Here is a 24,946-nt window from a genome sequence, read left to right on the forward strand (position 1 = left end):
AGGCACTTTAGAAACTATTTTTATGGTGTTTGGTTCTTCTTTATTAGCAGTGATATTTGGACTACCTCTTGGAATTTTTCTTTTTATCACACAAAAAGAATCTATTCTTCCTATGCCAAATCTTAATAGAGCTATAGGAAGCATTGTCAATATTATACGATCATTTCCATTTATCATTTTAATTGTCCTTCTTTTACCCATATCAAGATTTTTAATTGGGACAAGTATTGGGGTGGGTGCTGCAATTGTTTCATTATCCATTGCTGCAATTCCATTTGTAGCAAGATTGTTTGAAGGTGCTCTATCAGAAGTAGATAGAGGAATTATTGAAGCAAACCTTAGTCTTGGTGCTACTAAATTAACACTAATTAGAGTTATCGTAGATGAAACCCTACCCTCCTTAATCAATGCTCTAACAATTGCAGTTATTTCTATTGTGGGTTATTCTGCTATGGCCGGGGTATTAGGTGCTGGAGGGTTGGGAGATTTGGCAATCCGTATTGGTTTTCAATCCAATAAACCAGACATATTGTTCTCTACAGTTTTTATTATGATTGTTTTAGTGCAATGTATTCAATTTCTTGGTGATTGGGTTGTTTATAAAATTAAAAATAAGAGAGGAATAAAATGAAAAAGATTTTAGTTTTACTTTCAATAATAGTTTTCTTTTTTGGTTGTAAGAATCAGCAAGAATCTGCAACAGAAATTAAAGTTGGGGCAACCCCTGTTCCTCATGCCCAAATTCTTGAATTTATTAAACCCTTACTAGAAAAAGAGGGTTTTAGTTTAAAAATTATTCCCTATACAGATTATGTAACACCAAACTTAGCACTACAAGATAATTTAATTGATGCAAACTTTTTTCAACATCTCCCCTATCTTGAAAAAAGCAACCAAGATAGAAATCTCACACTAGTAAGTGCTGGCTTGGTTCATATAGAACCCCTTTCTATCTATTCAAAAAAAATTCAACAGCTGAAAAGCTTAAAAGAGGGAGATATTATTGCTATACCCAATGATCCTAGCAATCTTGCTAGAGCACTAATTTTGTTAGATAATCAAAAAATTATCAAACTACGAGATTCTAAAAATCTTAGCAGCACTGAGCAGGATATCATACAAAATCCTAAAAAATTGGTCATTAAACCAATGGAGGCAGGTCTCTTGCCAAAAATACTGGATGATGTGGCTTTGGCTGTTATTAATGGAAATTATGCTTTACAAGCAAAACTAAAAAATCCTATCTCGCAGGAAGGAAAAGAATCACCCTATGCAAATATAATAGCTGTAAAAAAAGGTAAGGAGGATTCTGCAAAAATTAAGGCTTTGATGCGTGCAATTCAAAGCGATTCTACTAGGGATTTTATACTCCAAAATTATAATGGAGAAATAATACCCGCATTTTAAAAGATTTTGGCCTTCATTCGGCCACTAATCTGCTTAGCAACGCTCTCAAACTTGTTGATAAAGAACTTGTTTTGAGAGCCTAGATAGTCCAAAACTTTTTGCAATTCTTCACTATTTAGTTCATTCACAGCATTGATGCAAGCCATGTCAAATTCGCTATCACTTGCCATCAAAATACTCTCTTCTAATATCTTAATATGCTTAAGAATAAGTTTTTTACTCTGTTCTTCCTTGTGTTTTTGTCTTTTTATCTCTTCTTTTAGTTCCAAAAGATTTTTAACTGGCATATGCTTTAATGAATGCTTGGTATAAGAATGAGTAAGCTCTAAAACCTCTCTAACCAATTTCATTTTCTCTTCACTATCATCATAAAAAACTTTATAACTCTCCTCAAGCATTTGAGGTTCATAGTTTTTAAGTAGCAACAGTTTATTTTCGGCCACCTCTTTCATCCTTTGAACTTCTTGCTCATCAAATGACTTTTGATAAACCTTAAATAATAAAGGAATATTATTTCGTATTTGTTGATAATACTGCATTAAGGTCATTCTCTCTTCTTGTGGCAATACTTTAAGATTCTTTTCAATTTTTTCTAACCAAACTTCCTGATACTCACAGTATTTAATTTTTAAAATCCTCTCAATTGTCAAAAAAGGAATCTTTTTAACCCGACTAAAAATCAAAAATTTTAATTCTTCATAAGGGAATTTTTCAATATATTTATCTAATAAAATATAAAGTTTTTTTACATCTGTTTGTATTTCTTCTACTTCCCTACCAATAGTTTGAGATAATGTTATAAACTCTGCATTCTCTCTTACACCCATTGCCTCAAAAAAATTATTATCAAAGATATCATTTTGATAAAGACATATCTCTTGAGAACAAATTTTTTTATAAAGCTCTAAAATCTCTTGTTTTTCTTTATTGTCTGTGTCATATCCTCTGGACTGAAGAAAAATTTTCATAGACTTTAAAGAAGGATTATGCATCTTGGTAGGCCTTATAGATTTTTAAAAGATCCAAATGCTCCATCTCATCATGAACCCTTAAAATATCTGCTCCATTCTCTAATGCTAAAAGGTGCAGTGCCAATGTACCACTTAGTGCATTTTTTGCTTCTTTTTTGATAATTTCTTGAATAGTTCGTTTGCGACTTGCGCCCACTAAGATAGGATATCCATACTTTTTAAAATGTCCTAGGTGTTTAATTAAAGTTAGATTTTGTTGGGTATTTTTTGCAAAACCAAACCCTATATCCAAAACAATATCCCCTATCTTATACTCCAAAAGCTTAGAGATTTTTTGCTTAAAAAACAAATCTATTTCCTCAAAAAGATTCTGATAAGAAGTAAGTTGCTGCATTTCCTTTGGAGTTCCTCTTGTATGCATTAAAAATACTTTTGCTTGATACTCTTTTGCCAAATACATCATTTTTTCATCTGCAAAACCACTTACATCATTAATCCAACAAAAACCATTTTTTAAAGCTTCCCTGGCTACCTCAACATTATAGGTATCAATACTAAATTCTTTTTGTTTAAACAGCTGATTTGAAGCAATAAAATGAAAAATTTCCTTCAAGCGATTTTTCTCCTCCATAGGATCTATTAAATCACTGCCTGGCCTTGAACTTGCTCCACCAATATCAATAATATCAACCTCTGTTTGCAATAAAGCAGTAATTCTATCTATCGCTCCTTGCACACTCTGCCTAGAGTCTTGGTAAAAACTATCTGGTGTTACATTTACAACTGCCATAATTTTTGGTTGAAATTTTCTTGGTTTCAAAAAGGCTTGCAATTGAAACGCGAATTCCTTTAATCCAAAGGGTTGAATTTTGCACTTCTTAATAATACGATTTATTTGAGATACACTACCAAACAAGATACCATCATAATATTTATCTTTTGCCAAAATACAATCTCTTGGAGTTGCAAAATCACCCCCAACACTTATAGCCTCTTGTTTTAATATCATCGTAGCTGATAAAGACAAGCCAAAGACCTTAAAAGCAAGAATCTCTGACTTATCACTCATAATCTTCCTGCCAAAACTATCACTTTGGATTTCTTCAATTGCCTGATGGCAAAAATCTCTATTGATTTGTTGTATATACATTGTTTCTCTTTTTTTGCAAAATCATTAGTAATAATGGTAGAAAAATATAATTACCTCTTTGATAATTACTATTAGCAAGAAGAGCTGCATCAAAATTCTCTAATTCTTGTTGGTTAAACATAATCCCTGCCTTATGGGCACTAAAAAGCAAAGATTGTATTTTTTGTTTTAATTTTTCTTGTGTTTCATCAAAATCTTTTTTCAAAAAATTATGAATATCCTCTAACTTTAGCTGTTCTAAATTAAGCTCAAAAGGCTCTAATCTAACTTTTTCTCTTCTATCTTCAATCTGTAATCGTGATCTAATGGTATTTAAGAGAGAGTTCTTGTTTTTAGCAAATAATATAAATTCTATATTTTTAGGTGGTTCTTCTAGAATCTTTAATAGTGCATTTTGGGCGAAAGTGTTATAAGAATTTGCAATAATACAAAGATATTTTTTTTTATCAGATGCAATATAAGCCTCTGTGATTACTTGATGGGCATCTTCAATTTTAAATTCTTCAGATCTAAAAATCCTTACAAAATTCCTATCTAAAGGAGCAAGGAATGTCTCTAAGGTATTATCAAAATGATGAGTTAAAATAATTTTATTTCCTACCATTTTTTATTCTAAAACAATATCACCCAACATTACACCAAATAATGCTTCTTCAAAAACCTTATAAAGTTGAATAAGCTTGTAATCTACCATTTTATCTGAAGAATTGAGATGTAAAGCATTTTGTATCGATTCATCAAAAATCCATAAAAAACCATTATTTCTACTTAATGCAAGCTTTGCAGCCGCACTACTTGTCTTGCCAATATACCAAAAGGCATAATCCCTATAACTTAAACTCAACATATCATACACCAAAGCATTATTATGCTCATACACATTAGGAATAATATCCTTAAGCAAAAAAACTGGAACTAGAGGCCTATTTGCCTTTAATCTATTGATTCTACTAGAAATATAGCTTCCAAACCATTCAAACCTCTCATCCGTGCATAATAGCAATGTTCCACCATTTAGAATATATGTAATAGTTCTAGATACAAGACTTACCCATTGAAATCTCTCTATCTCAAGCCAATCACTATTTAGAGCAATTTTATTATTCTCCTCTCTAATAGTTTTTAGCATCCATTCTGAAATTCCAACACTCATTTATCAAGCTCATAAGCACTATGTAGAGATCTAACTGCAAGCTCTGCATATTTGATATCAATAAGCACTGAAATTTTAATCTCACTTGTGCTTATCATCATAATATTAATATTTTCACTTGCAAGTGTTTTAAAGGCCACGCTTGCAACGCCAGAGTGAGACTTCATCCCTACTCCCACTATAGATACCTTAGCAATAGAACAATCAAACTCAATAATTCCAACATCTTTCTCAAAGCGTTTTAAGGCTCTCTTTGCTTCTTCAACCTCAGTTTCTGGAATTGTAAAATCTAAATCTGTTTTTCCATCCCTGCCAATAGTTTGCACAATCATATCAATATTAATATTTGCATTTGCAAGCTCTCCAAAAATATCAGCTGCAATTCCAGGTCTATCAATCACATCTACCATACTCACTCTTGCTTGATTCTTATCTAATGCTATTCCACTTACAACTGCTTGTTCCATAATATTCTCCTCATGTAAAATCATTGTCCCCTCTTCAGTATTAAACGAACTTCTAGTTACTAAGGGGATATTCCATTTCTTTGCAAACTCAATAGAGCGATTTAATAAGACTTTTGCACCCATTGAAGCAAGCTCCAACATCTCATCATAACTTATCTTTTGTATCTTTTTAGCATTCTTCTCAATCCTAGGATCTGTTGTATAAACCCCATTTACATCAGTATATATTTCACACAAGTCTGCTTGAAGTGCTCCTGCTAAAGCAACAGCAGATAAATCGCTTCCTCCACGACCTAATGTTGTAACCTCACCCTCTGTGCTAACCCCCTGAAATCCTGCGACAATGACAATATAATTTTGCTCTAACAATGATTTAATATAACCTGTATTTATCTCCTTAATGCGAGCCTTAGTATGCACAGAATCTGTAGTAATTCCTGCCATTCTCCCACTCAAAGAGATTGCTTTAAATCCCATTGCATCCAGAGCAATTGCAAGTAATGCACTCGTAACCCTTTCACCTGAACTCAAAACCATATCAACTTCTCTAGCATTGGGAAGAGTGCTAAAAAACTTTGTATAGCTCAAGAGCTCATCTGTTTTTCCACTCATCGCAGAAACCACTACCACTAAAGAATGATTATTCTTCTTAGCTTCTGCAACTCTATTTGCTACATTCTGGATTCTTTCACAATCCCCCATACTTGTCCCACCATATTTTTGAACAATCAACATTACAAATAACCCTCTTTTTTAAAGTGTTCTAAAACTTCTTTGTAAACACTTCTTTTAAAATGATTTACAATATCAAAAATCTCCTCATAACTCACAAATTTAAAGGAACTAAATTCGGGGTGCTTAGTTTGCAAATTTATGACACTCCCTCTCCTAAGTCGCACCAAAAAATACTTCTGTATCTGACCATCAAAAGGATACATTTTTTTAGAAATTGTCTTTGGAAAATCATATGTAATCCACTTTGGACACTCTGCTAATATCTCAATCTCATCAGTCCCAATTTCTTCCTTCAATTCTCTAAATAAAGCATCCTTTGGACTTTCACCCTCATCAATTCCACCTTGAGGAAATTGCCAAATACCCTTCATATCACTCCTTTGTGCAATAAAGAATTCACACACTTTTGGATATTTAGAGGAAACAACAACTGCTGCTACATTTGGACGATACCTTTTTTGCTTCATCTCACATAAGTCCTTGAGATATGAATTTATCTTTCAAAAAAGAATATGTGTGTAATTATATTGTAAGTAAGTTAAAACTTCGATAAGTATGAAAACTTTTACCTAGATACTAAAAGCTAGTATCTAGTAAAGAAGAATAAACTCTGATTACTTCTTTAAGTTTGTAGTAATATATTTTGCAATTTCGCTGATATCGCTATCTGAAAGGGCTCCAGCCTGACCCCACATTGTCCCACCAAGACCATATTTATTAAGTGTTTTTGCTTTATACCCCTTAAGAGTTTCCTCAATTTCACTTGCACTCATATTACTAACAATATGACTTTTTCCCAAAGCAGCCTTTTCCATATTTGTTCCATGGCAACTTGCACATTTTGATTTAATTATAGCTGCAGGATCTGCAGAAACAACCATTGCGCTAAAAAAACATAAAGATAAAATCCTCTTCATTATTACTCCTTGATATAATTTTGATATTTAGAGTCTAATATATTACAATTATGTAACAAATTCTACAATAGGTAGTAATAAATTTTATGATTTTATACATTCATATTCCTTTTTGCTTGAATCGCTGTGGATATTGTACTTTTGTCTCTTACGAAAATGCACAGTCTCTACAAGAAAATTTTGTCCAAGCACTCATTAAAGATTTATCTCTATCAAAAGTTTCTACACCAATCACATCTATTTTTTTTGGAGGAGGAACACCAAACCTACTATCTGAAAAATTTTATGAAAAAATCTTTATAGCTATTAATAAGAACTTTTCTCTTGCTCAAAATTGTGAAATTACTCTAGAAGCAAATCCTAATCTTATTACCTCCCACTGGTGCAACACGCTCAAAAACCTCGGAGCAACTAGACTGAGTATAGGGGTGCAAAGCTTTTTTGATGATAAATTGCATTTTTTGCAAAGAGATCACTTCTATAAAGATATAAATCAAGCAATCTCAACTGCCTATGATAGTGGTATTAAAAATCTTAGTATCGATCTTATTTATGATACCCCCCAAGATACCCCTTTGAGAATCTATGAAGAAATTAAAAAAGCATCCATGCTACCAATTAACCACATTTCCGCCTATAGTCTTAGTATTGAAAAAAATTCCAGCTTACAAAAACAAGGTTTTAGACAAACAAGTTTCTCCTTACACCAAGAGATAATCTCTGCTCTAAAAGAGTTTAACTTCTTGCAATATGAAGTCTCAAATTATTCAAGAGGTTATAAAGTTTTACACAATCTTTCTTATTGGAGATATGAAGATTACATAGGATGCGGTTGTGGGAGTGTAGGAAAAATTGACAATACTAGATTTTATACACATACAAACCTAGAAAATTACATCAAAAATCCAGATTTTAGAAAGAAAGAATTATTGAGTGAAGAAGATATCAGAACAGAAAAAATATTTCTAGGACTAAGATGTGAAATAGGAGTGGATGTCTCTCTCTTAAATCCTAAAAAGCTCCAAATATTATTAGAGGAAAAGAAGGTAGTTTGCAAAAATGGCAGGGTTTTTGCACTAGATTATTTTATTGCTGATGAATTAGCATTATGGCTTTTATAAATCATAATTTTATAGAGTAAAAGGAATATACCCAAATCAATCATTACATCTGCTAAATTAAACACAGCAAACTCAAAATAATAATGCCAATAAATATAATCTACAACCCCTCCATAGACAAACCGATCTAATAAATTCGAACATCCTCCTGCAAAAATCAATCCAAAAGCAAGAGTATTTTGCAAAAAAAAGCCTTTCTGTCTCCAAAGTAAAAAAGTTGCAATACAAATTGCTAGCACCTGTAAATATTTTAAGTAGATTCCCAAAAAACTCAAAAAAGAAAAAGCAATACCCTTATTAAAAACAAGCACTAGGGATATAATCTTATTCTCCCACAACACCATTCCATCAATACCACCAGCATAATAAAAAAATAAATATTTCACTACCTGATCAAGTATAAAAACACTTAAAAAGGTGCTTAAAAAGACCTTCACCCTAATGCCTTTTTTAAAAATAGCTCAAAACTACCTATTAGAGAATCTAAGAGTTCTTGATTTTTTCCCTCAAGTAAAACCCTAAGTTTATTTTCTGTCCCAGAGTATCGAATTAAATGCCTTATATTTTTTGACTCAAAATCTCTCAACCATGCATCATAATTAGCAATTGTATGAAGGGGTTTTTTCTCACTAATAGAAACATTAACTAATCTTTGAGGATAAAGTTCAAATGGATTTAATACAACACTGCTTTCCTCCTGCCTCATTTTCAAAAGACTCATTACTTGCAATGCACTTACTAGGCCATCTCCTGTTTTTGCATAATCTCCAAATATAATATGCCCACTTTGTTCACCCCCAAAATTTAATTTTTCCTGCCTCATAAGATCAATCACATATTTATCTCCCACATCACAGCGCATCAACTCAATATCCTTGCTTTTTAAAAACTCTTCTAATGCCAAGTTACTCATTACAGTTGCAACAATTTTATTATTTTTCAATTTTTTAATTTCTTTTTGATGATTTGCTAGGGCTCCTATTAGCTTATCTCCCTGGACTATCTTTCCATTATTATCCACAACAACCAATCTATCTGCATCCCCATCAAAGCCAAAACCTATATCCGCACGATATTTTTTTACAGCCTCACTTAGACATTGTGGAGAAATTGCCCCACAATTATCATTAATATTTGATCCATTAGGGGTATTATTAATCACAATAACATCTGCACCAAGTTCTGAAAAAATTGTAGGTGCGACCTTATATGAGGCACCATTTGCAGTATCTAGAACTACTCTAAAGCCCTTCATTGTCAGATCTTTTGGAAAAGAATTCTTGATTTGAACAATATACCTACCAATCACATCATCAATGCGCTTTGAGCTTCCAATGTCTGAATGGGTCTTAAAACTACTTGATAGTAAATCTTTATTTGCAAAAATTTTTTCAATCTCCTCTTCTGCATTTTCATCTAATTTAAAACCAAAACGATCAAAAAATTTAATACCATTATCCTCAAAGGGATTATGGCTAGCAGAAATCATAATTCCACCATCACAACGCATATCTTCTGTCAAGAATGCAATTGCAGGTGTTGGCATTGGACCTACCTGAATTACATCATAACCTATTGAGGTAAGTGCTGAAACCAAAGCATTTTCTATCATATATCCACTACGCCTTGTATCCTTACCCACCAGAATCTTATTTGTAGTCCCCTGTTTCTTAAAATAAAGTCCTGCACTAATTCCAAGTTTTAAAACCAAAAAAGGTGTAATATCTGTTCCTGCTCTTCCTCTTACCCCATCTGTTCCAAAAATCTTTGTCATCTCTACATTCCCCTATTAGTTAGTTTGATTTCATTCTTTTTTAAAACAAGTCAATATTTTAACTTTAAACTCATTTTAAATAAAATTTTGGCATAATTCTGCCTTAAAATTGATTATAAAAGGATTAAGAATTATGGCAAATCATAAATCTGCTGAAAAAAGAATTCGTCAAACAATCAAAAGAACTGAGAGAAATCGCTACTATAGAACAAGAATTAAGAACATCATCAAGGCAGTGAGAGAGAGTATTGTTGCCAAAGATCCTCAAGAATCTGATATCCAAAAGGCTCAAGAAGCTTTAAAAATTGCCAACAAAGAGTTACATAAGTTTGTAAGCAAGGGTGTTATTAAGAAAAATACCGCTTCTAGAAAAGTTAGTCGCCTTAATGCTGCTGTAAAAGAAATGGTTAAAGGCAGTACTTCTACATCTGCTTAATAATTGATGCTTGTTAAAAAACTTCTCCCAATTATAAAAAGATATGATGAGATATCTGCTCTCTTAGCAGATTCTCAAATTATTTCTGATATCAAGAAACTAACCACTCTAAGTAAAGAACAAAGCGAAATTGAAGATATTACCCAAAAGGCTAGGGAGTATATAAAAACTTTAGATCAGATTCAAGAAAGTAAGGCATTACTAGAAGACAAAGATCTTGGGGAATTGGCTAAGGAAGATCTTAAAGTTTTAGAGGAACAAAAAATAAAGCTTGAAGAAGACATCAAGTTTTTACTTATTCCTAAAGATCCTAATGATAATAAAAATATCTTTCTAGAATTGCGTGCTGGAACTGGGGGAGATGAGGCTGGGATTTTTGTTGGAGATCTCTTTAAGGCTTATTGTCGCTATGCAGATTCTCAAAAGTGGAAAGTTGAGATTATAAGTTCTAGTGAAAATAATGTGGGAGGTTATAAGGAAATTATTGCACTTATTAAAGGAAATGGTGCGTACTCTAAACTCAAATTTGAAGGGGGAACTCATAGAGTGCAAAGAGTCCCCGAAACAGAATCTCAAGGAAGAATTCATACCTCTGCAATTACTGTGGCATTAATGCCAGAAGTAGATGATATAGAAGTTACCATCAATCCAAGCGATTTGCGTATTGAAGTGTTTCGTGCAGGAGGTCATGGAGGACAGTGTGTTAACACAACAGATTCTGCTGTAAGAATTACTCATATTCCAACTGGGATTAGTGTTTCTATCCAAGATGAAAAATCTCAACATAAAAATAAAGATAAAGCAATGAAAATACTGCGCTCTAGAATCTATGAAGCACAACTCCAGGCGCAACAAAGCCAAAATGCTCAAGCAAGAAAGGATCAAGTAGGCAGTGGTGATAGGAGTGAAAGGATAAGGACCTATAATTATCCTCAAAATCGTCTTACAGACCACCGAATAGGTCTGACACTCTATAGCCTAGAAGAAATTATGCTGGCTGGAGATCTTGGTGCTGTAATCGATCCCCTTATTGCAAATGCTCAAAGCAAAGCTATGGGAGCTGAATAAATCTTACTCCCTAACCCACGGTAATCTTTCTATCACATCTCTCAATAGTACTAAGGCGATGAGCAATTACTAGAAGTGTTTTATCTTTTGAAATCTGATAAATCTCATCCATGATTTGGCTTTCAGTTTGTGTGTCTAGGGCACTTGTTGCCTCATCTAATACCAAAATCTCAGGATTGTGATATAGAGCTCTTGCAATACCTATTCGTTGTTTTTGCCCTCCACTTAAATTACTTCCCCCATCCCCTACTTGAGTATCAAAACCATCATTTTCTTGCAAGAAATCATAAATTTTTGCCATCTTTGAAACTTCTATCAATCGTGCCTTATCGATTTTACTGCCAAAGGCAATATTTTCACCAACACTCCCATCAAATAAATAAATATCTTGAGGGATATAACCAATCTTACGCCTCCAAGATTTAATGTTGGTATTATCAAGCTTCACATCATCAATAATAATCTCACCCCCCTTGGGCTTTAAAATACCTATAATAAGGTCAATTAATGTTGATTTTCCCGCTCCGCTCTTTCCTACAAAGGCTACTTTTTCCCCTTTTTTAATCTCAAGGTTAAAATCTATAAATATCTCTTTTTTTGCTGGATAGGAGAAGGCAATATTTTTTAGAGTAATCTTGTCATTAAATTCTATAGCATCTTCACCTTCTTGTGGATCATCTTCTTGTAAGGCTTGATAAATTTGCTCCACCGACTTACCCATAAAAATCATCATATTATAGTGATCTAAAATTTTAGTGACTGATGGCAATATACGATATAAAGCTAAAGCATACATCGAAACAATGGGTAAAACAGCACTTGCACTACCATAGGAATATAATATATAACCAACACAGGCCACCAGCATACAAAACCCTACTGTCTCTAAAATATTTCTTGGTAAGGAATTAAAAGTTTGAAATAAGATTTGAACCTTAGATCTTCTTAAAGAAATTTGCTCAAAAACCCTAAAATCATCTTCTTCCCTAGCTCTAAGTTTTACAATTTTAAAATTACTAAGAGTTTGAGACAATATCTTAAAAAAAGCACCTTCTGCTTTAGACCTTTCAGCACCCTGCTTTCCCACAGCTCTCCCTACACCTTTTGCAATCAATAATATATTTAGTAAAAGTAAAAAAGTTAATACTAAAGTCATCTTCCAACTTATGTACAACAAAAGTGTATAAAGCAAAAGCATGATGCTAACTTCTGAAAAAATATTTAAAAAACTAGAGAGAAAATGTGAAGCATTGCTTGATTCTTGGACAATATTTTTTCTAATAAGATCTAAATTTTTTTTAGAAAATTTCTCATAATCTTGTCTAATTGTCTTGCAAAAAACCCCATAGGAAAAATAGTGGTACTTTTTAGAGACAAAACGATTTAGCGAGTATGTGTAAATAATATTATAGAATGCTCTAAAAATATAAAAACCAATTAAAAGAATAGAAAATGTAATCATAAATTGATTAGTATTTTTAAAATGAAAAAAATTAAAGATAGCTGCAGAAGCCTTATACTCCAAGATTAAACCAGGATTGGTTGCAAGAGTGATAAAGGGCATAATAATACTTACGCCAAAAGTTTCAATGAGGGTTAAGATTAAAGTAGCAAATAATAACCCCAGCATTACGACTCTATCACGCCTTGTAATAAGAGATAAAATTAAAGATATATTTTTAAAAAAGCTATTGTCTTGTTTTTGTTTCATTTTTCAAATACCATTCATAAGTTTTTTTAATACCATCAAACAATGATATCTTTGGTTTCCAGCCTAAAGAAAAAATCTTTGAACTATCCATAAGTTTTTGATATGTCCCATCTGGTTTTGTGGCATCAAAAACTATTTCTCCTTCAAACTGTACGACTTCTTTTATCAAAAATGCCAACTCTTTAATACTAATATCAGACCCAAATCCAATATTTAAGTGTGTATTTTTAACCTCTTGCATTCCCCTACTTAGATGTTCAAAATCAATAGTTTGCATTACATAAACACATGCCTCAGCCATATCACCACTATATAAAAACTCTCTTTTAGGTTTTCCACTTCCCCAAATAACTACTTGTTTCTTATTTCCAACCTTAGCCTCATGAAATTTTCTTATTAGGGCAGGAATTACATGAGAGGTTTGTAAATCAAAATTATCATTTTCTCCATACAAATTTGTAGGCATCACTGCGATAAAATTTGTTTTATACTGCAAATTGAAAGCTTCGCACATTTTTATTCCAGCAATTTTTGCAATCGCATAAGGCTCATTTGTATATTCTAACTCACTTCTTAGAAGATAATCCTCTTTAATTGGTTGAGGAGAATGCTTTGGATAAATACAACTTGATCCTAAAAATAAAAGCTTTTTTACCAGATACTTATGGGATAAATAAATTAAATGATTTTGAATTAATAAATTTTGATAGATAAAATCTGCACGATATGTATTATTTGCTACGATTCCACCAACTTTAGCAGCACAAAGAAAAACATACTCAATTTTTTCTTTTTCAAACAAGGACTCCACTGCTACATAATCAAATAAATCTAGCTCATCTCTGGTTTTCAAAACTAAATTATGATAACCACGATCCCGTAGGACTTTTGTAATTGCACTCCCCACAAGACCATTATGGCCAGCAACAAAAATTTTAGAATCAAGATGCATCTCACCTACCTTATTGTGGCATTGTATCATACAAGCCAGGATTTAAAATATCAATAGCCTTTCTAAGAGCTTGGGATAAATATTTAATATCTTGCAGAGTATGGGTATAATGAACACTAATGCGCAACCACCCATAAGGATTCTTTTCCCCTCTATAAACATTATCCTGTAATTTTAATAAATCATGCCCATAGGGTCCTGCACAACTACAGCCTGCACGAGTTTGAATTTTGTAGTGCTTGCTTAAAAAATAAGCAAGATCAAAAGGTGAAATCCCAAAGATATTAAAAGATACAACACCAAAATGCTCTGTTTTTCCATAAATTACAATATCTTTTATTGTTTGTAACTCTTGCATTAAAAGACGCATTAAAACTTTTTTTCTTTGGGAAATAAAATCTATTCCTACTTCATCTCTAAGTTTATAAGCAAGAGAAGACCTAAAAAGCTGTAATATTGGAGGGGTTCCTGCTTCTTCTCGCAATTCTTCATCATTTAAATAAATTTGAGTTTTCCTATCCACATAGGACACTACACCTCCACCGGCAAAAGTAGGGGCTTTTGAAGTATCAATGAGAGTTTTTCTGACACAAAGTATTCCACTTCCACCAACTCCTCCCATTAATTTGTGGGGAGATAAAAAACAAGCATCAAAATAATTACAATCTATAATTAAATCTGGAGAACTTGTAGCCATATCAAATGCAATAATGCAAGAATATTTCCTCGCAATTTCAACCATTTCTTTATAGGGTGCGATATTCCCTGTAACATTTGAAATAAGATTGCACGAAAAAATTATTTTTCTATGCTTATTTTGCTCCAAAACTCTTTCAAAATCTTCTAGATCAAAATCAAAATTTTCAAGCAACCTAACCCGATAGACTTCACATAGCCCCTCACGAAAACTAATTTCATTGGAATGATGCTCAAAAGCCCCAACAACCACTAGGGGCAAAAGATCTTTCTTAACTTCTACGATCTTCTTTGTTGCAGGAGGGATATAAATCCCTAGCAACTCTTGAAATTTTTTTATGGCAGATGTAGAACCACTACCACAAGAAATGACAGCAAAATCATCATCTAGAGCTAAACTTTTTCGTATATTTTTTTTAGATTCTTGATAAAGTTCCTGGATTAGCATTGCATGCGTAGAACTACTAGAATGAGTATTAGCATAAAAGGGCAAGATTTCTCTGATGCGATTTTCCACCAAAGAACTTGCAAGTCCTGAAGCAGTCCAATCAAAATAATAGGAATCTTTTTTGAGTATAATTTGTTCCCTTAAATCTTCAATCTTATCTTCATAAAAACCATCTAAAAAATTTCTAAAAGCAAAATCTAGGAAATCTCTCACTTATTTTTCCCATTTCAATTTTGAACCACCTAAAATATGATAGTGAAAATGAGGAACTTCTTGACCACCATCAACCCCAATATTTGTTACTAATCTATAGCCCTTTTCCTTAATACCTAAAAGTTCTACAACCTCAAGAATAAATAAACTCATCTCAGCAAGCAACTGCGGTGGCATTGTATTAAAGTCCTTGAAGCTTTGTTTTGGAATTGCCAAAACATGTATAGGGGCTTTTGGTGCAATATCATAAAAGGCCAAAAACTTATCATTTTCCAAAACCTTTTTATAAGGAATCTCTCCTTTGATAATCTTTTCAAATACATTCATAAAAATACTCCTAATGACATGTTTTTGCAATACTCAAGCCATAAGACAAAAGCTCTTGCACATCATCTTTTGGTGTCCTACCCTTTGTTGTTAGATAGTCTCCTAATACAATTGCATTGACCCCATATTCATAAAGCTTTTTTTGCTTTTCTTTAAATACTACTTCCCTACCTCCAGCAATCATCAATCTCACAGAAGGTAAATATTCCTTCGCAAGAATAATACACTCCAATGCTTCCTCTTGTGCAATTACATCTTGTTTAATCGGTAATGCAGGATTTGGAATAAAAAAATTAATGGGAACAGAATGTGGCTCTAAAGATTTAAGGGATTGTAAAAGCTCCATTCTTTGTTCCCAACTCTCTCCAAGTCCAAAAATACCCCCTGTGCAAAGCCCTAAGGAAGCCTTGAGAGCATTTTCACAAGTCTCATACCGTTCCTCCCAAGTATGAGTAGAACAAATTTCTTTAAAAAAACTCTGCGCGGTTTCAAGATTGTGGTTATAGCTATCCACACCACTTTGTTTTAAAAATCTTAAAGAATCTTCATCAGCTCTTCCGCAACATGCAATTAGATGTATATCAGAAATTTGCTTCTTTAATTCCTTTGAAACCCTTGCAATATAATCACACTTTTGAGAATCAAGTTCTCTTCCTGAAGTTACTAGACAAAAACCAAGCATTCCATATTCTTTAAGAGCCCTTGCTTCTTGTACAACTGTCTCAATAGGCTTGAATTTGTATTTTTGTATATCTGTTTCATAATACACACTCTGTGTGCAATACTTACAATCCTCAGAGCAATTTCCACTACTCACATTGGATATAGAACATAAAAAAATCTCTTTTTTCAAATCAACCCTTTAATTATTCTGATAAGTAATATTGTAGTAGCGAAGTGTTTTTAATATCTCATCCTCTTTTCCATCTACTAAATACACAATAATATCCAAGTTGGTAGGTGTCTTATTATATGCAAATTCAACACCTTTATCTTTAAAAACCTCTTTAAGACAAAACAACAGTTCTTCATACACATCTTTAATAATCACTCGATGTGTTTTTTTGGTTTCATTTGGATCTATAAATTTGATAGAAAAACCAACTTCACTTGCAGGATAAGCAAAATCTTTTTCTTTTTTCATACCAGAAAACCAAGTCTTTTCTTTTGGAATCTTAATCTCAAAATCCTCTCTTGGTTGTGCATAATCCAATTGAAAGCTTTCTTTTACAAGTGTCTTTTGATAGGAAACAAGCAAAAAAATTGCAATGGCAACTACAGCAAACACAACCATAGCTAAGATTAACTTGATACTCTTTGTCATTTATAAAAAATTAAAGCAACCCTTTTAATTTATCACCCAGCGTCATCTTATCAGCAGAATTAAAATTCTTAATTTCTTCTCTTTCTTGTTGCTTTTCTAATCTTTTTACAGAAACTCTAATCTTTCCATTTACTTTATCAATAAATGCAACTGCCCCTTTTAGCATATCCCCCTTCTTTAACTCCTCTTTTTTCACACCTGCTAAATCTTCATTTCTCACTAGAGCATCTACACCATCTACTTCAATAAACACACCAAAATCTTTAATATCAACAACTTGTCCCTCAACAACATCATCAACTTGATGTTTCTTTGCAAATTTATCTGCAGGAGATTCCTCTAGTGCCTTTAGGCTTAGAGAAATTCTCTCACTTGATGGATCAATCTTAATAATTTTCACTTTAACCTGATCGCCAACCTTCAAAACATCCTTGCACTTCTTTGTCTTATCCCAAAAAGCATCTTCGTTATGCAAAAGGCCATCGATGCCACCAAGATTAACAAAAGCTCCAAAGTCTGTTAATGTTTCAACCTTACCCTCTATGACATCCCCTTCCTTATTTTGCTTTATAAACTGAGAGAAAGGTTTTTCTTGAAGCTTTTTCAAAGATACTCTAAGTCTTCTCTCTTTAGGATCAATTTCAATAATCTCTACATCAATCTCTTGCCCAACCTTTAGCACATCTTGTGGATGTTTAATGTCCTTGCTCCAAGAAATTTCAGAAATATGTAGAAATCCTTCTAAGTCATTACCAATATCTACAAAAGCACCATAAGGCTCAATATTACTAACATTTACCTTAATTGCATACCCAACCTTAAGCTCATTGATAACTTCTTTCCAAGGATCTTCTTGCAGAGCTTTTATTGAAAAAGAAAGTCTCTTTTTATTTTCATCATATGAAATTGCCTTAACTTGAACCCTATCTCCTTCTTTATAAAGTTTTGAAGGATTCACAGGTCCCCTATGTGCAATCTCTGTATAATGCACCAGCCCTTCTACTCCATTTACACTTACAAACATACCAAAACTTGTAATACGCTTAACTATACCATCTAAGGGTTCTTTTGACTCTAAAAACTGTTTTGCATTTTCACTATGAAGCCTATCGCTCAAATCAAAATAATGCTTACGAGAAACAATGATGCTATTTTCCTCTGGCTTTACATTAATGATACAGACTTCAATCCTTTTATTCTTATCTTCTCTTGCAGATGCTTGGAATTTTGGCATAAAATACTCTACACCTTCACTATCTTCAAGTACAATACCGCCTTTATTCTTTCTTACAATCTTAGCTTCTATGATTTTGTCCTTGTAGTCATTCCCCAAAGCCTTAATTTTTTCTTGTATCTTTTTAAATTTCAGTGCTTTTTTATAAGAAACACTAAAATATTCTCCTCCACCTTTTGTAACATACACAAGAATCTTATCTCCTTCTTTAAAAAGGACCTTGTCTGTTTCATCTTGTATTTCAGAGATATTAAAACGACCCTCAACTTTCTCACCCACATCAACCATTACATTTTCTGCTGTTATCTTTACAATAATAGCTTCTTGAACTACGCCCTTTTCCTCCCCTTTTTGACTTGCTTCAAAAAGCGCTGCAAAATCTTCACCAGTATCAAACTGATCGAAATTATCTAAATTCACTCTCATCAAAATCCCTTAATCTTTTTTTGTATTTTTGCGTTATATTATCTTATTTTTGCTTAAAACTCACAAAAACTACCAAGCTTTTTAACTTTTTGTTTTTTACAAATTTTTAAGATTAAATAAACCAAACTCTCTTTAAAAATATAAAAAGATATTTTAAATAAATAAGAAGTAGTTCAATTCTTAAACTTTTAAAGCAAATTAAACTTCTTTATATAAGTTATAAAGAAGTTATATCCTTTGTTTTTTAAACTTTTAAATCAAGGGATTATTTCATCTTTGCTTTCTATCTTTGCTATAAAATCTTGCACTTTTTTTACAATCCAATCTGGTGTTGATGCTCCAGCAGTGATACCACAAACTTTCTTACCCTTAAACCAATCCAACACTAAATCATTCTCATCTTCAACAAGATAACTATCTTTGCAATATATTTGTGCAATATTTAAGAGCTGTTTTGTGTTTGAAGAAGTTTTTCCTCCTACAACAATCATCACATCCACTTCCTGACTCAACTCCCTAACAGCTTCTTGATTATCAAAAGTAGCATTACAAATTGTATTAAACACTCTTGTTTCATAACAATTTTGCATTAAATAATCTGCTATTTCCAAAAATTTTTTTGTTTGTTTGGTGGTTTGAGAGATAAGAGCCACCTTTTTCCCTATCTTCTTTTCATAAATTTCTTCAAGACTTCCAACCACAATAGGTTCGCTTACTGCATAGCTCATTACCCCTTGAATTTCTGGGTGGCTTACATCTCCAAAAATTACAATACTATACCCCTCTTTGCTCATCGATTCTACAATTTGCTGAGGCTTTATTACAAAAGGACAAGTTGCATCGGTAATTTTTGCATTTTTTGATTTTAAGATCTCCAAATCCTGCTTTGTAATTCCATGTGTGCGTATGATAACACTTTGATTTTGCTTTACCCTATCTGTATCATTTTCTACAAACACATTAAAATCATCTTCCAAGCGCTTAATTTCTTTACTATTATGAATTAAAGACCCAAATGTTATCGCTCCTGCACTTTTTTCAGCCAACTTAATCGCTCGTTTTACCCCAAAACAAAAACCATATTTTTTTGCTAATTTTATTTCCATTTTATCCCTTAGTAATTTTGTTTAAAATTTCCAAAAAATTTGGGAAAGAAATATCCACGCATTTAAAATTTCTAATTTCCACCCCACACTTAAGTCCCGCGATTGCAAAACTCATCGCAATACGATGATCTCCAAAACTATCTACTTTTGCGCTATAAAACTCTCCACCTTTAATGCTAAACCCATCTTCAAATTCTTCAGCTTCTATATGCATCTTTTTTAAATTTTTTACAATTGCTTGAATTCTATCTGTCTCTTTGATTCTTAATTCTTTTGCATTTTTTATGATACTTGTTCCCTTAGCACTTGCCATTGCGATGCTTAGAGCAGGTATCTCATCAATCAGCCAAGCAATATTCTTGTTTAATGTAATTGCATTAAGCTGGCTAGATTGAACTGTAATATTACCTACTAATTCATAAGAATCTTGAGTAATTTCATAACTAATTTTTGCACCCATTTTTTTAAGAACTTCAAAGGCTTCAATTCTAGTAGGATTTAATAAAACATTTTTTAAAACAAGATGACTATTTGGCAAAATAACTCCAGCAACAGCAAAGAAAAAGGCACTAGATGGATCTGATGGAATCTCTAAAATTAATGGTTCAAGTGGTTTTTTTAAAGGAGTGATATAAATCCCATTGTCTTTATTTTTTAAACTAGCCCCCATCCCTTGAAGCATTCTCTCTGTATGATCTCTGCTTAAATAGGGTTCTTTAAAATAAGATTTTCCTTCCGAAAAAAGCCCAGCTAGTATCATCGCACTTTTAACTTGTGCTGATGCAACACCGCTTTTATAAGAAAAGTCCCTTAGCTTACTTCCAACAATACTAATTGGTGCAAATCTATCCTCTTTCCTTGCTTTGATTTTTGCACCTATATCCTGTAGAGGTTTAATAAGCCTATCCATTGGTCTATTTCTCAAAGATTGGTCACCATTTAATACAAAATGTCCATTATTCCCAGCAAGTAATCCCATATAAAGTCTCATCGCAGTTCCAGCATTACCACAATTTAAAATATTAACAGGCTCTCTAATCCCTTCTTTTGGAGGGATAAAAAGCAATATATCTTTCTTTTTTTCTACTTTAAGTCCAAGCTGTTTCGCGATATTTAGGGAACTAAGAGTATCTTTTGCTAACAAAAAATTTTTGATTTCGCTAGTTGAACTGGCTAAAAGAGAAAAAATTACACAGCGATGAGAGATTGACTTATCAGGGGCGATATTATCTAGTTCACCCCTTACACTTTTAGCTTTTAAAATTTTCATTCTTAGCTTTTTAATTTAATATCAAATTTTTCTTCCAAAACTTGCAATATCTTTTTAGTTACTAAAGCAATATCCTCTTCAGTTAAATTCTTTTTATCTGGTGTGATCTCTGCACGAATACTTAATGCTATCTTTCCATCTTCTTGAGAAAAAATATCTAAAGGATAGATATCTTTTAAGTATGCAATCTTTTCTTGCAAAATTGCCTTTCGGATTTCTGCAAAAACAAAGGTATCTTCTACTAATACTGTTAAATCCCTCAAGCTTGTAGGTAATTTTGAAAATTCTTTACATAAAGGATGCTCTAGTTGCAATTCTTGTAAATCTAGCTCACATAAGAATACATTTGCTAGTTCCATCTCTTTTGCAAAAACCGGATGAAGCTTTCCAATAATCCCAATTTTTTGGTTATTTAAAATTACATAAGCACTTTGGTAGGGATGAAATATTTGTGGAATTTGATTCTCTAAAACTTGCAACTCAAATTCTCCAACAATCTTTGAAACTACTTGCGCAAAGGAATAAAAATCCCATTTAATGCCCTTAGGATTTGGGAATTGCTCCCCATCTTTCATACCACTCACCGCAAAGGCAATTTTTAACTTTTCATTACGCTGACTGTCATAGACACTTCCAATCTCACATAAGCTTATATTCTTATAGCCAAAATTCTGATTCCTTGAAATAGAATCTAATAATGCTGGAAGCAAAGAACTTCTTAGAGTATTGAGTTCTGAAGTAATTGGGTTAAGCAACTCTTTTTGATCCTCAAGAACCTCAAAACCAAACTTTTGCAACCTATCTTTTTGATAAAAAAGATAATGGATACATTCTACAAAGTTATGGGCCAAGGCTCTTTGAACGATACGCCTCTGATTTTTGTAAGCTAAATAAGCTGGGGTGATTTTTGATTCTTCTTGCATCGTATGAGGAACTGGTGGAATCTTATCTACTCCATAGATTCTTAAAATTTCTTCTGCCAAGTCCTGTTCAGTCTGGATATCATGGCGATAGGAAGGAGCCACTACACTAAATGAATCATCATTAGTTTTTAGCTCCAAATAAAAATCAAGTTGCTTTAAAATATCAGAAACAATCTGGATGGGAATCTCAAATCCTATAATTTGAGCAATACTAGAAAACTTTGTGCGTATGATATTTTCTTCTTTATCTTGTTTAATCTCCTGAACACCATCATAAATAAAGCACGAACTGTAAAGATCTAATAAAACACAAAGATAATTAATTCCTAGGTGTAAGTCAGGGTTTGTTCCCCTAACACTCTTATAAACCAATTCTTTATTCTGCTTTTGTGCCTTATTTTCAAATAAAACCTGAGAAATTTGAAAAGGAGCAATATAACTTGCTTCAAAAATAATTGTCTTGCTTGTATCCAAATCCTGCTCAACTAAATTTCCCACCCCTATATAAGAAAGTTTATCATTTGCAAAGATCTCCTCAAATCCTTGAGGATTCTTTTGAACATAAAGCCATAAAATCTCATTTGTCTGATTTTGATTCTTATAAAGCTTATCTGCCTCATAAGCATTCAAAATTACACCTGTCATATAAGTAACATAATTTAAATAATTCTCAATAATTCCTGTTTTTAAAATACCATTGATACCCAAGGCAATCTGCATTTGCAATGGCAAATTCTTTGCTTCAAAATCCATTACTTTATAAAGCAATGATGAATCTACTTTATTCTTTTGAGCAACTTGAAATTTTCTTCCTATGCCAATTTGGTTATTACTTAAATATTCTTTCATTTTCTTAAATTTAAGTCCAAAGTAAGCCTTTAGTTCCCTCGCAATCCCCAAAACACAGAGACAATCCCCACGATTTGGAGTAAGAGAAATCTCTAAAATATAATCTCTGAAAATTTCATACTCCCTTAATTCTCTACCCAAAACGAGCTCTCCGATACTTTCATCCAAAAGCATAATTCCATCATTTATTTTTGGCAATCCCAATTCTGTGCTTGAACACAACATCCCAAAGCTATCAACTCCTCTTAGCTTGCTGGGTTTAATTTCTAAAATCTTTCCATCAAATGCAAGTTTAGCTCCACAAAGCGCAACCGCAACATGCTGATCTTGTGCAACATTTTTTGCTCCACAAACAATCTGCAAGACCTCGCCACCTACATCAACTCTACATACACTTAATTTATCTGCATCTGGATGTGCTTCTTTTTGTAACACCTTTCCCACTACAATCTTTTGTGGTAAATCTATAGCTTCACAGGCATCAATCTCTAAACCTATAACATTTAAAGCATTGCAAATTTCATTAATTGTCAAGTCTTCAATATCAACAAACTCTTTTAGTAAATGCGTTGTAACCCTCATTAAAATTGCTCCAATATTCTCAAATCTGTTTCAAAAAAGCTTCTTAAATCATTTATTTCACAAGTCAGCATTGCTAAACGCTCAATTCCCATTCCAAAGGCATAACCACTTACACCCTCATATCCAACAGCTTCAAATACTCTTGAATCTACAACTCCACAGCCTAAAACCTCAAGCCATCCTGTATGAGAGCAAACCCTACAGCCATCACCACCACAAAAATTACAGCTGATATCAACCTCTGCACTAGGTTCTGTAAAAGGAAAAAAACTTGATCTAAAACGAACTTTTACATCTCCAAATAAATATTGTAAAAAATTCTCAAGCGTAAATTTTAGATTCGCAAAGTTAGCATTTTTTCCATAATCAACAACCAAGCCTTCAACTTGATGAAACATCGGGGTATGAGTTAAATCATAGTCTCTACGAAATGTGGCTCCTGTACAAATCATTTTGATAGGAGGTCGTTGTGCTAGCATCGTACGAATTTGAACAGGTGAAGTATGAGTTCGCAATAACATAGAATCTCTAAAATAGAATGTATCTTGCATATCTCTTGCAGGATGATAAATAGGAATATTTAAGGCCTCAAAATTATGAAAATCATCCTCTACCAAAGGCCCTACACATAAATCATAATCAAGATTCTTAAAATATTCTATAATCCGATCTTTTGTATAGTTGATTGGATGCCCCACTCTTCCCTTAGATTGAGAATAAAACAAACTAGGATCAATCTTTTCACTCAGCAATATTTTTTGCAATTCTTCGTTTTCTAAAATTACCTTTTTCTCTGAAAATAAATTCTCAAATTTTGATTTCAAAAGATTAAGTTCTCTTGCAAGCTCTTTTTTTGCTTCCCCCTCTAGATCTTTCAAGGCACTAAATTTTTGAGTAATACTTCCCTTTTTACCAAAAAACTCAATTCTAACCGCTTCAAGCTCCTTAATATCTTTTGCTTGTATTATTTTTTGCTCAAAAATCTCCACTTCTTCCTTCCTCGCAACTATCATCTTAAAATAATGCGTTATTTTAATGAAAAATAATACATTTTCCTCAGCTTTCTTTAAATAAAATCTAAAAATAACTTACTCTTTAAACAACTAGGAGCCTACTAACTATCAAGGCAACATTATAAATACTAATTACTTTTTGCAAAATATAAACAAATAAAATATAGTTTTTAGAGACAATTCCCTCTCCTACCACCACTTAACAGGAGTTCATTATGAATATGCCAAAACTTTCAAAAAAGCATATTTTGTTGTATAGTTTGTTGTGTAACTTGCTAAAGATTTGTTTTTAAAAAAAATCTTTAAAAAATAAAAAAAGAAAAAAATTAAGTGGTGGCAAGAGAAAGAAAGATTTCTCTTTATTTTAAAGAACATTGATGCATTGCATCTTTTAGTTTTTTCCCTCCTTGATTGATTGTTTGAGTTTAATTATTTCTACCCTAACTCTTATTTTTAGAGTTAGGGTTTACTATTTTTTAGATCTAGTCTTATTCCACTACAATCACATTAGCATTTGAATTTAATTCTTTTAATATGCCTTGCATTTGATCTTTTTGCTTTAATGCATCCTGCTCACTGTTAAATGGACCTACTAGATACACTTTAGAATTTCCTTTATTTTGAACTCTAAGATCTTTTATTTTCTTTAGAGTATTTTCTTCTTTTTTAGAGA

The 24,946-nt window shown here is 32.5% G+C and carries 26 protein-coding genes; 5 read left to right on the forward strand and 21 right to left on the reverse strand.

The window, feature by feature from the left end; genetic code table 11:
- The first annotated feature begins 22 nt into the window (after positions 1-22).
- Both C6H31_RS05865 and C6H31_RS05870 read left to right on the forward strand, forming a co-directional pair.
- The gene (locus C6H31_RS05865) at positions 23-631 is read left to right on the forward strand and encodes a methionine ABC transporter permease (protein ID WP_233709984.1); all 609 of its coding nucleotides are present in this window, start codon (positions 23-25) and stop codon (positions 629-631) included.
- The gene (locus tag C6H31_RS05870) at positions 628-1,407 is read left to right on the forward strand and encodes a MetQ/NlpA family ABC transporter substrate-binding protein (RefSeq protein WP_104697887.1); all 780 of its coding nucleotides are present in this window, start codon (positions 628-630) and stop codon (positions 1,405-1,407) included. The genes C6H31_RS05865 and C6H31_RS05870 overlap by 4 nt, the downstream gene beginning before the upstream one ends.
- Here C6H31_RS05870 and C6H31_RS05875 read toward each other — a convergent pair.
- The 7 genes from C6H31_RS05875 to C6H31_RS05905 form a co-directional block, all read right to left on the reverse strand.
- A complete protein-coding gene (locus C6H31_RS05875; RefSeq protein ID WP_104697888.1) occupies positions 1,404-2,399 on the reverse strand; it encodes a hypothetical protein in 996 nt (331 codons plus the stop codon). The two genes, C6H31_RS05870 and C6H31_RS05875, sit on opposite strands and share 4 nt — an antisense overlap.
- Positions 2,392-3,528: a dihydropteroate synthase gene (gene folP / locus C6H31_RS05880; RefSeq protein WP_104697889.1), complete on the reverse strand. Its 1,137-nt coding sequence runs from the start codon at positions 3,526-3,528 to the stop codon at positions 2,392-2,394. Before folP ends, C6H31_RS05875 begins: the two co-directional genes overlap by 8 nt.
- Positions 3,506-4,132 carry a DNA polymerase III subunit delta' gene (locus C6H31_RS05885; protein ID WP_104697890.1) on the reverse strand — a complete coding sequence of 209 codons (627 nt, stop codon included), beginning with the start codon at positions 4,130-4,132 and terminating at the stop codon, positions 3,506-3,508. Before C6H31_RS05885 ends, folP begins: the two co-directional genes overlap by 23 nt.
- A 3-nt stretch (positions 4,133-4,135) precedes the next feature.
- Positions 4,136-4,681, reverse strand: coding sequence for a HobA family DNA replication regulator (locus C6H31_RS05890; RefSeq protein ID WP_104697891.1), 546 nt, complete (start codon positions 4,679-4,681; stop codon positions 4,136-4,138).
- A complete protein-coding gene (locus C6H31_RS05895) occupies positions 4,678-5,883 on the reverse strand; it encodes an aspartate kinase (RefSeq protein ID WP_104697892.1) in 1,206 nt (401 codons plus the stop codon). Before C6H31_RS05895 ends, C6H31_RS05890 begins: the two co-directional genes overlap by 4 nt.
- A complete protein-coding gene (locus tag C6H31_RS05900; RefSeq protein ID WP_104697893.1) occupies positions 5,883-6,350 on the reverse strand; it encodes an RNA pyrophosphohydrolase in 468 nt (155 codons plus the stop codon). Before C6H31_RS05900 ends, C6H31_RS05895 begins: the two co-directional genes overlap by 1 nt.
- A 147-nt stretch (positions 6,351-6,497) precedes the next feature.
- The gene (locus C6H31_RS05905; RefSeq protein ID WP_104697894.1) at positions 6,498-6,800 is read right to left on the reverse strand and encodes a c-type cytochrome; all 303 of its coding nucleotides are present in this window, start codon (positions 6,798-6,800) and stop codon (positions 6,498-6,500) included.
- Between the two features lie 86 nt (positions 6,801-6,886).
- Between C6H31_RS05905 and hemW the strand changes: the two genes are divergently transcribed.
- Positions 6,887-7,921, forward strand: coding sequence for a radical SAM family heme chaperone HemW (gene hemW / locus C6H31_RS05910; RefSeq protein ID WP_104697895.1), 1,035 nt, complete (start codon positions 6,887-6,889; stop codon positions 7,919-7,921).
- On the opposite strand, the gene lspA is transcribed toward hemW, so the two are convergent.
- Together lspA and glmM are read right to left on the reverse strand one after the other, a co-directional pair.
- Positions 7,882-8,358 (reverse strand): signal peptidase II, encoded by a 477-nt coding sequence (gene lspA / locus C6H31_RS05915; protein ID WP_233709982.1) that lies wholly within the window; start codon positions 8,356-8,358, stop codon positions 7,882-7,884. The genes hemW and lspA overlap by 40 nt on opposite strands.
- Entirely contained in the window at positions 8,355-9,695 is a 1,341-nt protein-coding gene (glmM, locus tag C6H31_RS05920) for a phosphoglucosamine mutase (protein WP_104697897.1), read from the reverse strand. Before glmM ends, lspA begins: the two co-directional genes overlap by 4 nt.
- A gap of 133 nt (positions 9,696-9,828) precedes the next feature.
- Between glmM and rpsT the strand changes: the two genes are divergently transcribed.
- Both rpsT and prfA read left to right on the forward strand, forming a co-directional pair.
- Complete coding sequence (rpsT, locus tag C6H31_RS05925; protein WP_104697898.1) at positions 9,829-10,131, forward strand: 30S ribosomal protein S20; 303 nt, start codon at positions 9,829-9,831, stop codon at positions 10,129-10,131.
- 6 nt (positions 10,132-10,137) lie between these two features.
- Positions 10,138-11,199, forward strand: coding sequence for a peptide chain release factor 1 (gene prfA / locus C6H31_RS05930; RefSeq protein WP_104697899.1), 1,062 nt, complete (start codon positions 10,138-10,140; stop codon positions 11,197-11,199).
- Between the two features lie 10 nt (positions 11,200-11,209).
- Here the strand turns inward: prfA and C6H31_RS05935 are convergent, their stop codons facing one another.
- The 12 genes from C6H31_RS05935 to C6H31_RS07100 all read right to left on the reverse strand — a co-directional run.
- Positions 11,210-12,910: an ATP-binding cassette domain-containing protein gene (locus C6H31_RS05935; RefSeq protein WP_104697900.1), complete on the reverse strand. Its 1,701-nt coding sequence runs from the start codon at positions 12,908-12,910 to the stop codon at positions 11,210-11,212.
- Positions 12,888-13,862, reverse strand: coding sequence for a GDP-L-fucose synthase family protein (locus C6H31_RS05940; RefSeq protein ID WP_104697901.1), 975 nt, complete (start codon positions 13,860-13,862; stop codon positions 12,888-12,890). Before C6H31_RS05940 ends, C6H31_RS05935 begins: the two co-directional genes overlap by 23 nt.
- Positions 13,863-13,872: 10 nt before the next feature.
- Entirely contained in the window at positions 13,873-15,219 is a 1,347-nt protein-coding gene (locus C6H31_RS05945; RefSeq protein WP_104697902.1) for an aminotransferase class V-fold PLP-dependent enzyme, read from the reverse strand.
- Positions 15,220-15,546 (reverse strand): histidine triad nucleotide-binding protein, encoded by a 327-nt coding sequence (locus C6H31_RS05950; RefSeq protein ID WP_104697903.1) that lies wholly within the window; start codon positions 15,544-15,546, stop codon positions 15,220-15,222. It abuts the gene before it with no gap.
- A 10-nt stretch (positions 15,547-15,556) separates the two neighbouring features.
- The gene (locus C6H31_RS05955) at positions 15,557-16,399 is read right to left on the reverse strand and encodes a biotin synthase (protein ID WP_104697904.1); all 843 of its coding nucleotides are present in this window, start codon (positions 16,397-16,399) and stop codon (positions 15,557-15,559) included.
- A gap of 9 nt (positions 16,400-16,408) precedes the next feature.
- Entirely contained in the window at positions 16,409-16,870 is a 462-nt protein-coding gene (locus tag C6H31_RS05960) for a hypothetical protein (protein WP_104697905.1), read from the reverse strand.
- A gap of 10 nt (positions 16,871-16,880) precedes the next feature.
- Positions 16,881-18,530 carry a 30S ribosomal protein S1 gene (locus C6H31_RS05965; protein WP_104697906.1) on the reverse strand — a complete coding sequence of 550 codons (1,650 nt, stop codon included), beginning with the start codon at positions 18,528-18,530 and terminating at the stop codon, positions 16,881-16,883.
- 257 nt (positions 18,531-18,787) lie between these two features.
- Entirely contained in the window at positions 18,788-19,636 is an 849-nt protein-coding gene (locus C6H31_RS05970; protein WP_104697907.1) for a 4-hydroxy-3-methylbut-2-enyl diphosphate reductase, read from the reverse strand.
- 1 nt (position 19,637) lies between these two features.
- Complete coding sequence (gene aroA, locus C6H31_RS05975) at positions 19,638-20,906, reverse strand: 3-phosphoshikimate 1-carboxyvinyltransferase (RefSeq protein WP_104697908.1); 1,269 nt, start codon at positions 20,904-20,906, stop codon at positions 19,638-19,640.
- Between the two features lie 2 nt (positions 20,907-20,908).
- The gene (gene pheT / locus C6H31_RS05980) at positions 20,909-23,260 is read right to left on the reverse strand and encodes a phenylalanine--tRNA ligase subunit beta (RefSeq protein WP_104697909.1); all 2,352 of its coding nucleotides are present in this window, start codon (positions 23,258-23,260) and stop codon (positions 20,909-20,911) included.
- Positions 23,260-24,249: a phenylalanine--tRNA ligase subunit alpha gene (gene pheS / locus C6H31_RS05985; protein ID WP_233709983.1), complete on the reverse strand. Its 990-nt coding sequence runs from the start codon at positions 24,247-24,249 to the stop codon at positions 23,260-23,262. Before pheS ends, pheT begins: the two co-directional genes overlap by 1 nt.
- A gap of 512 nt (positions 24,250-24,761) precedes the next feature.
- Positions 24,762-24,946, reverse strand: a 185-nt coding sequence (locus C6H31_RS07100) for a hypothetical protein (protein ID WP_233712807.1), incomplete at its 5' end; no start/stop codon positions are given.

This window comes from Helicobacter sp. 'house sparrow 1' (genome assembly GCF_900199585.1).
GTDB lineage: Bacteria > Campylobacterota > Campylobacteria > Campylobacterales > Helicobacteraceae > Helicobacter_H.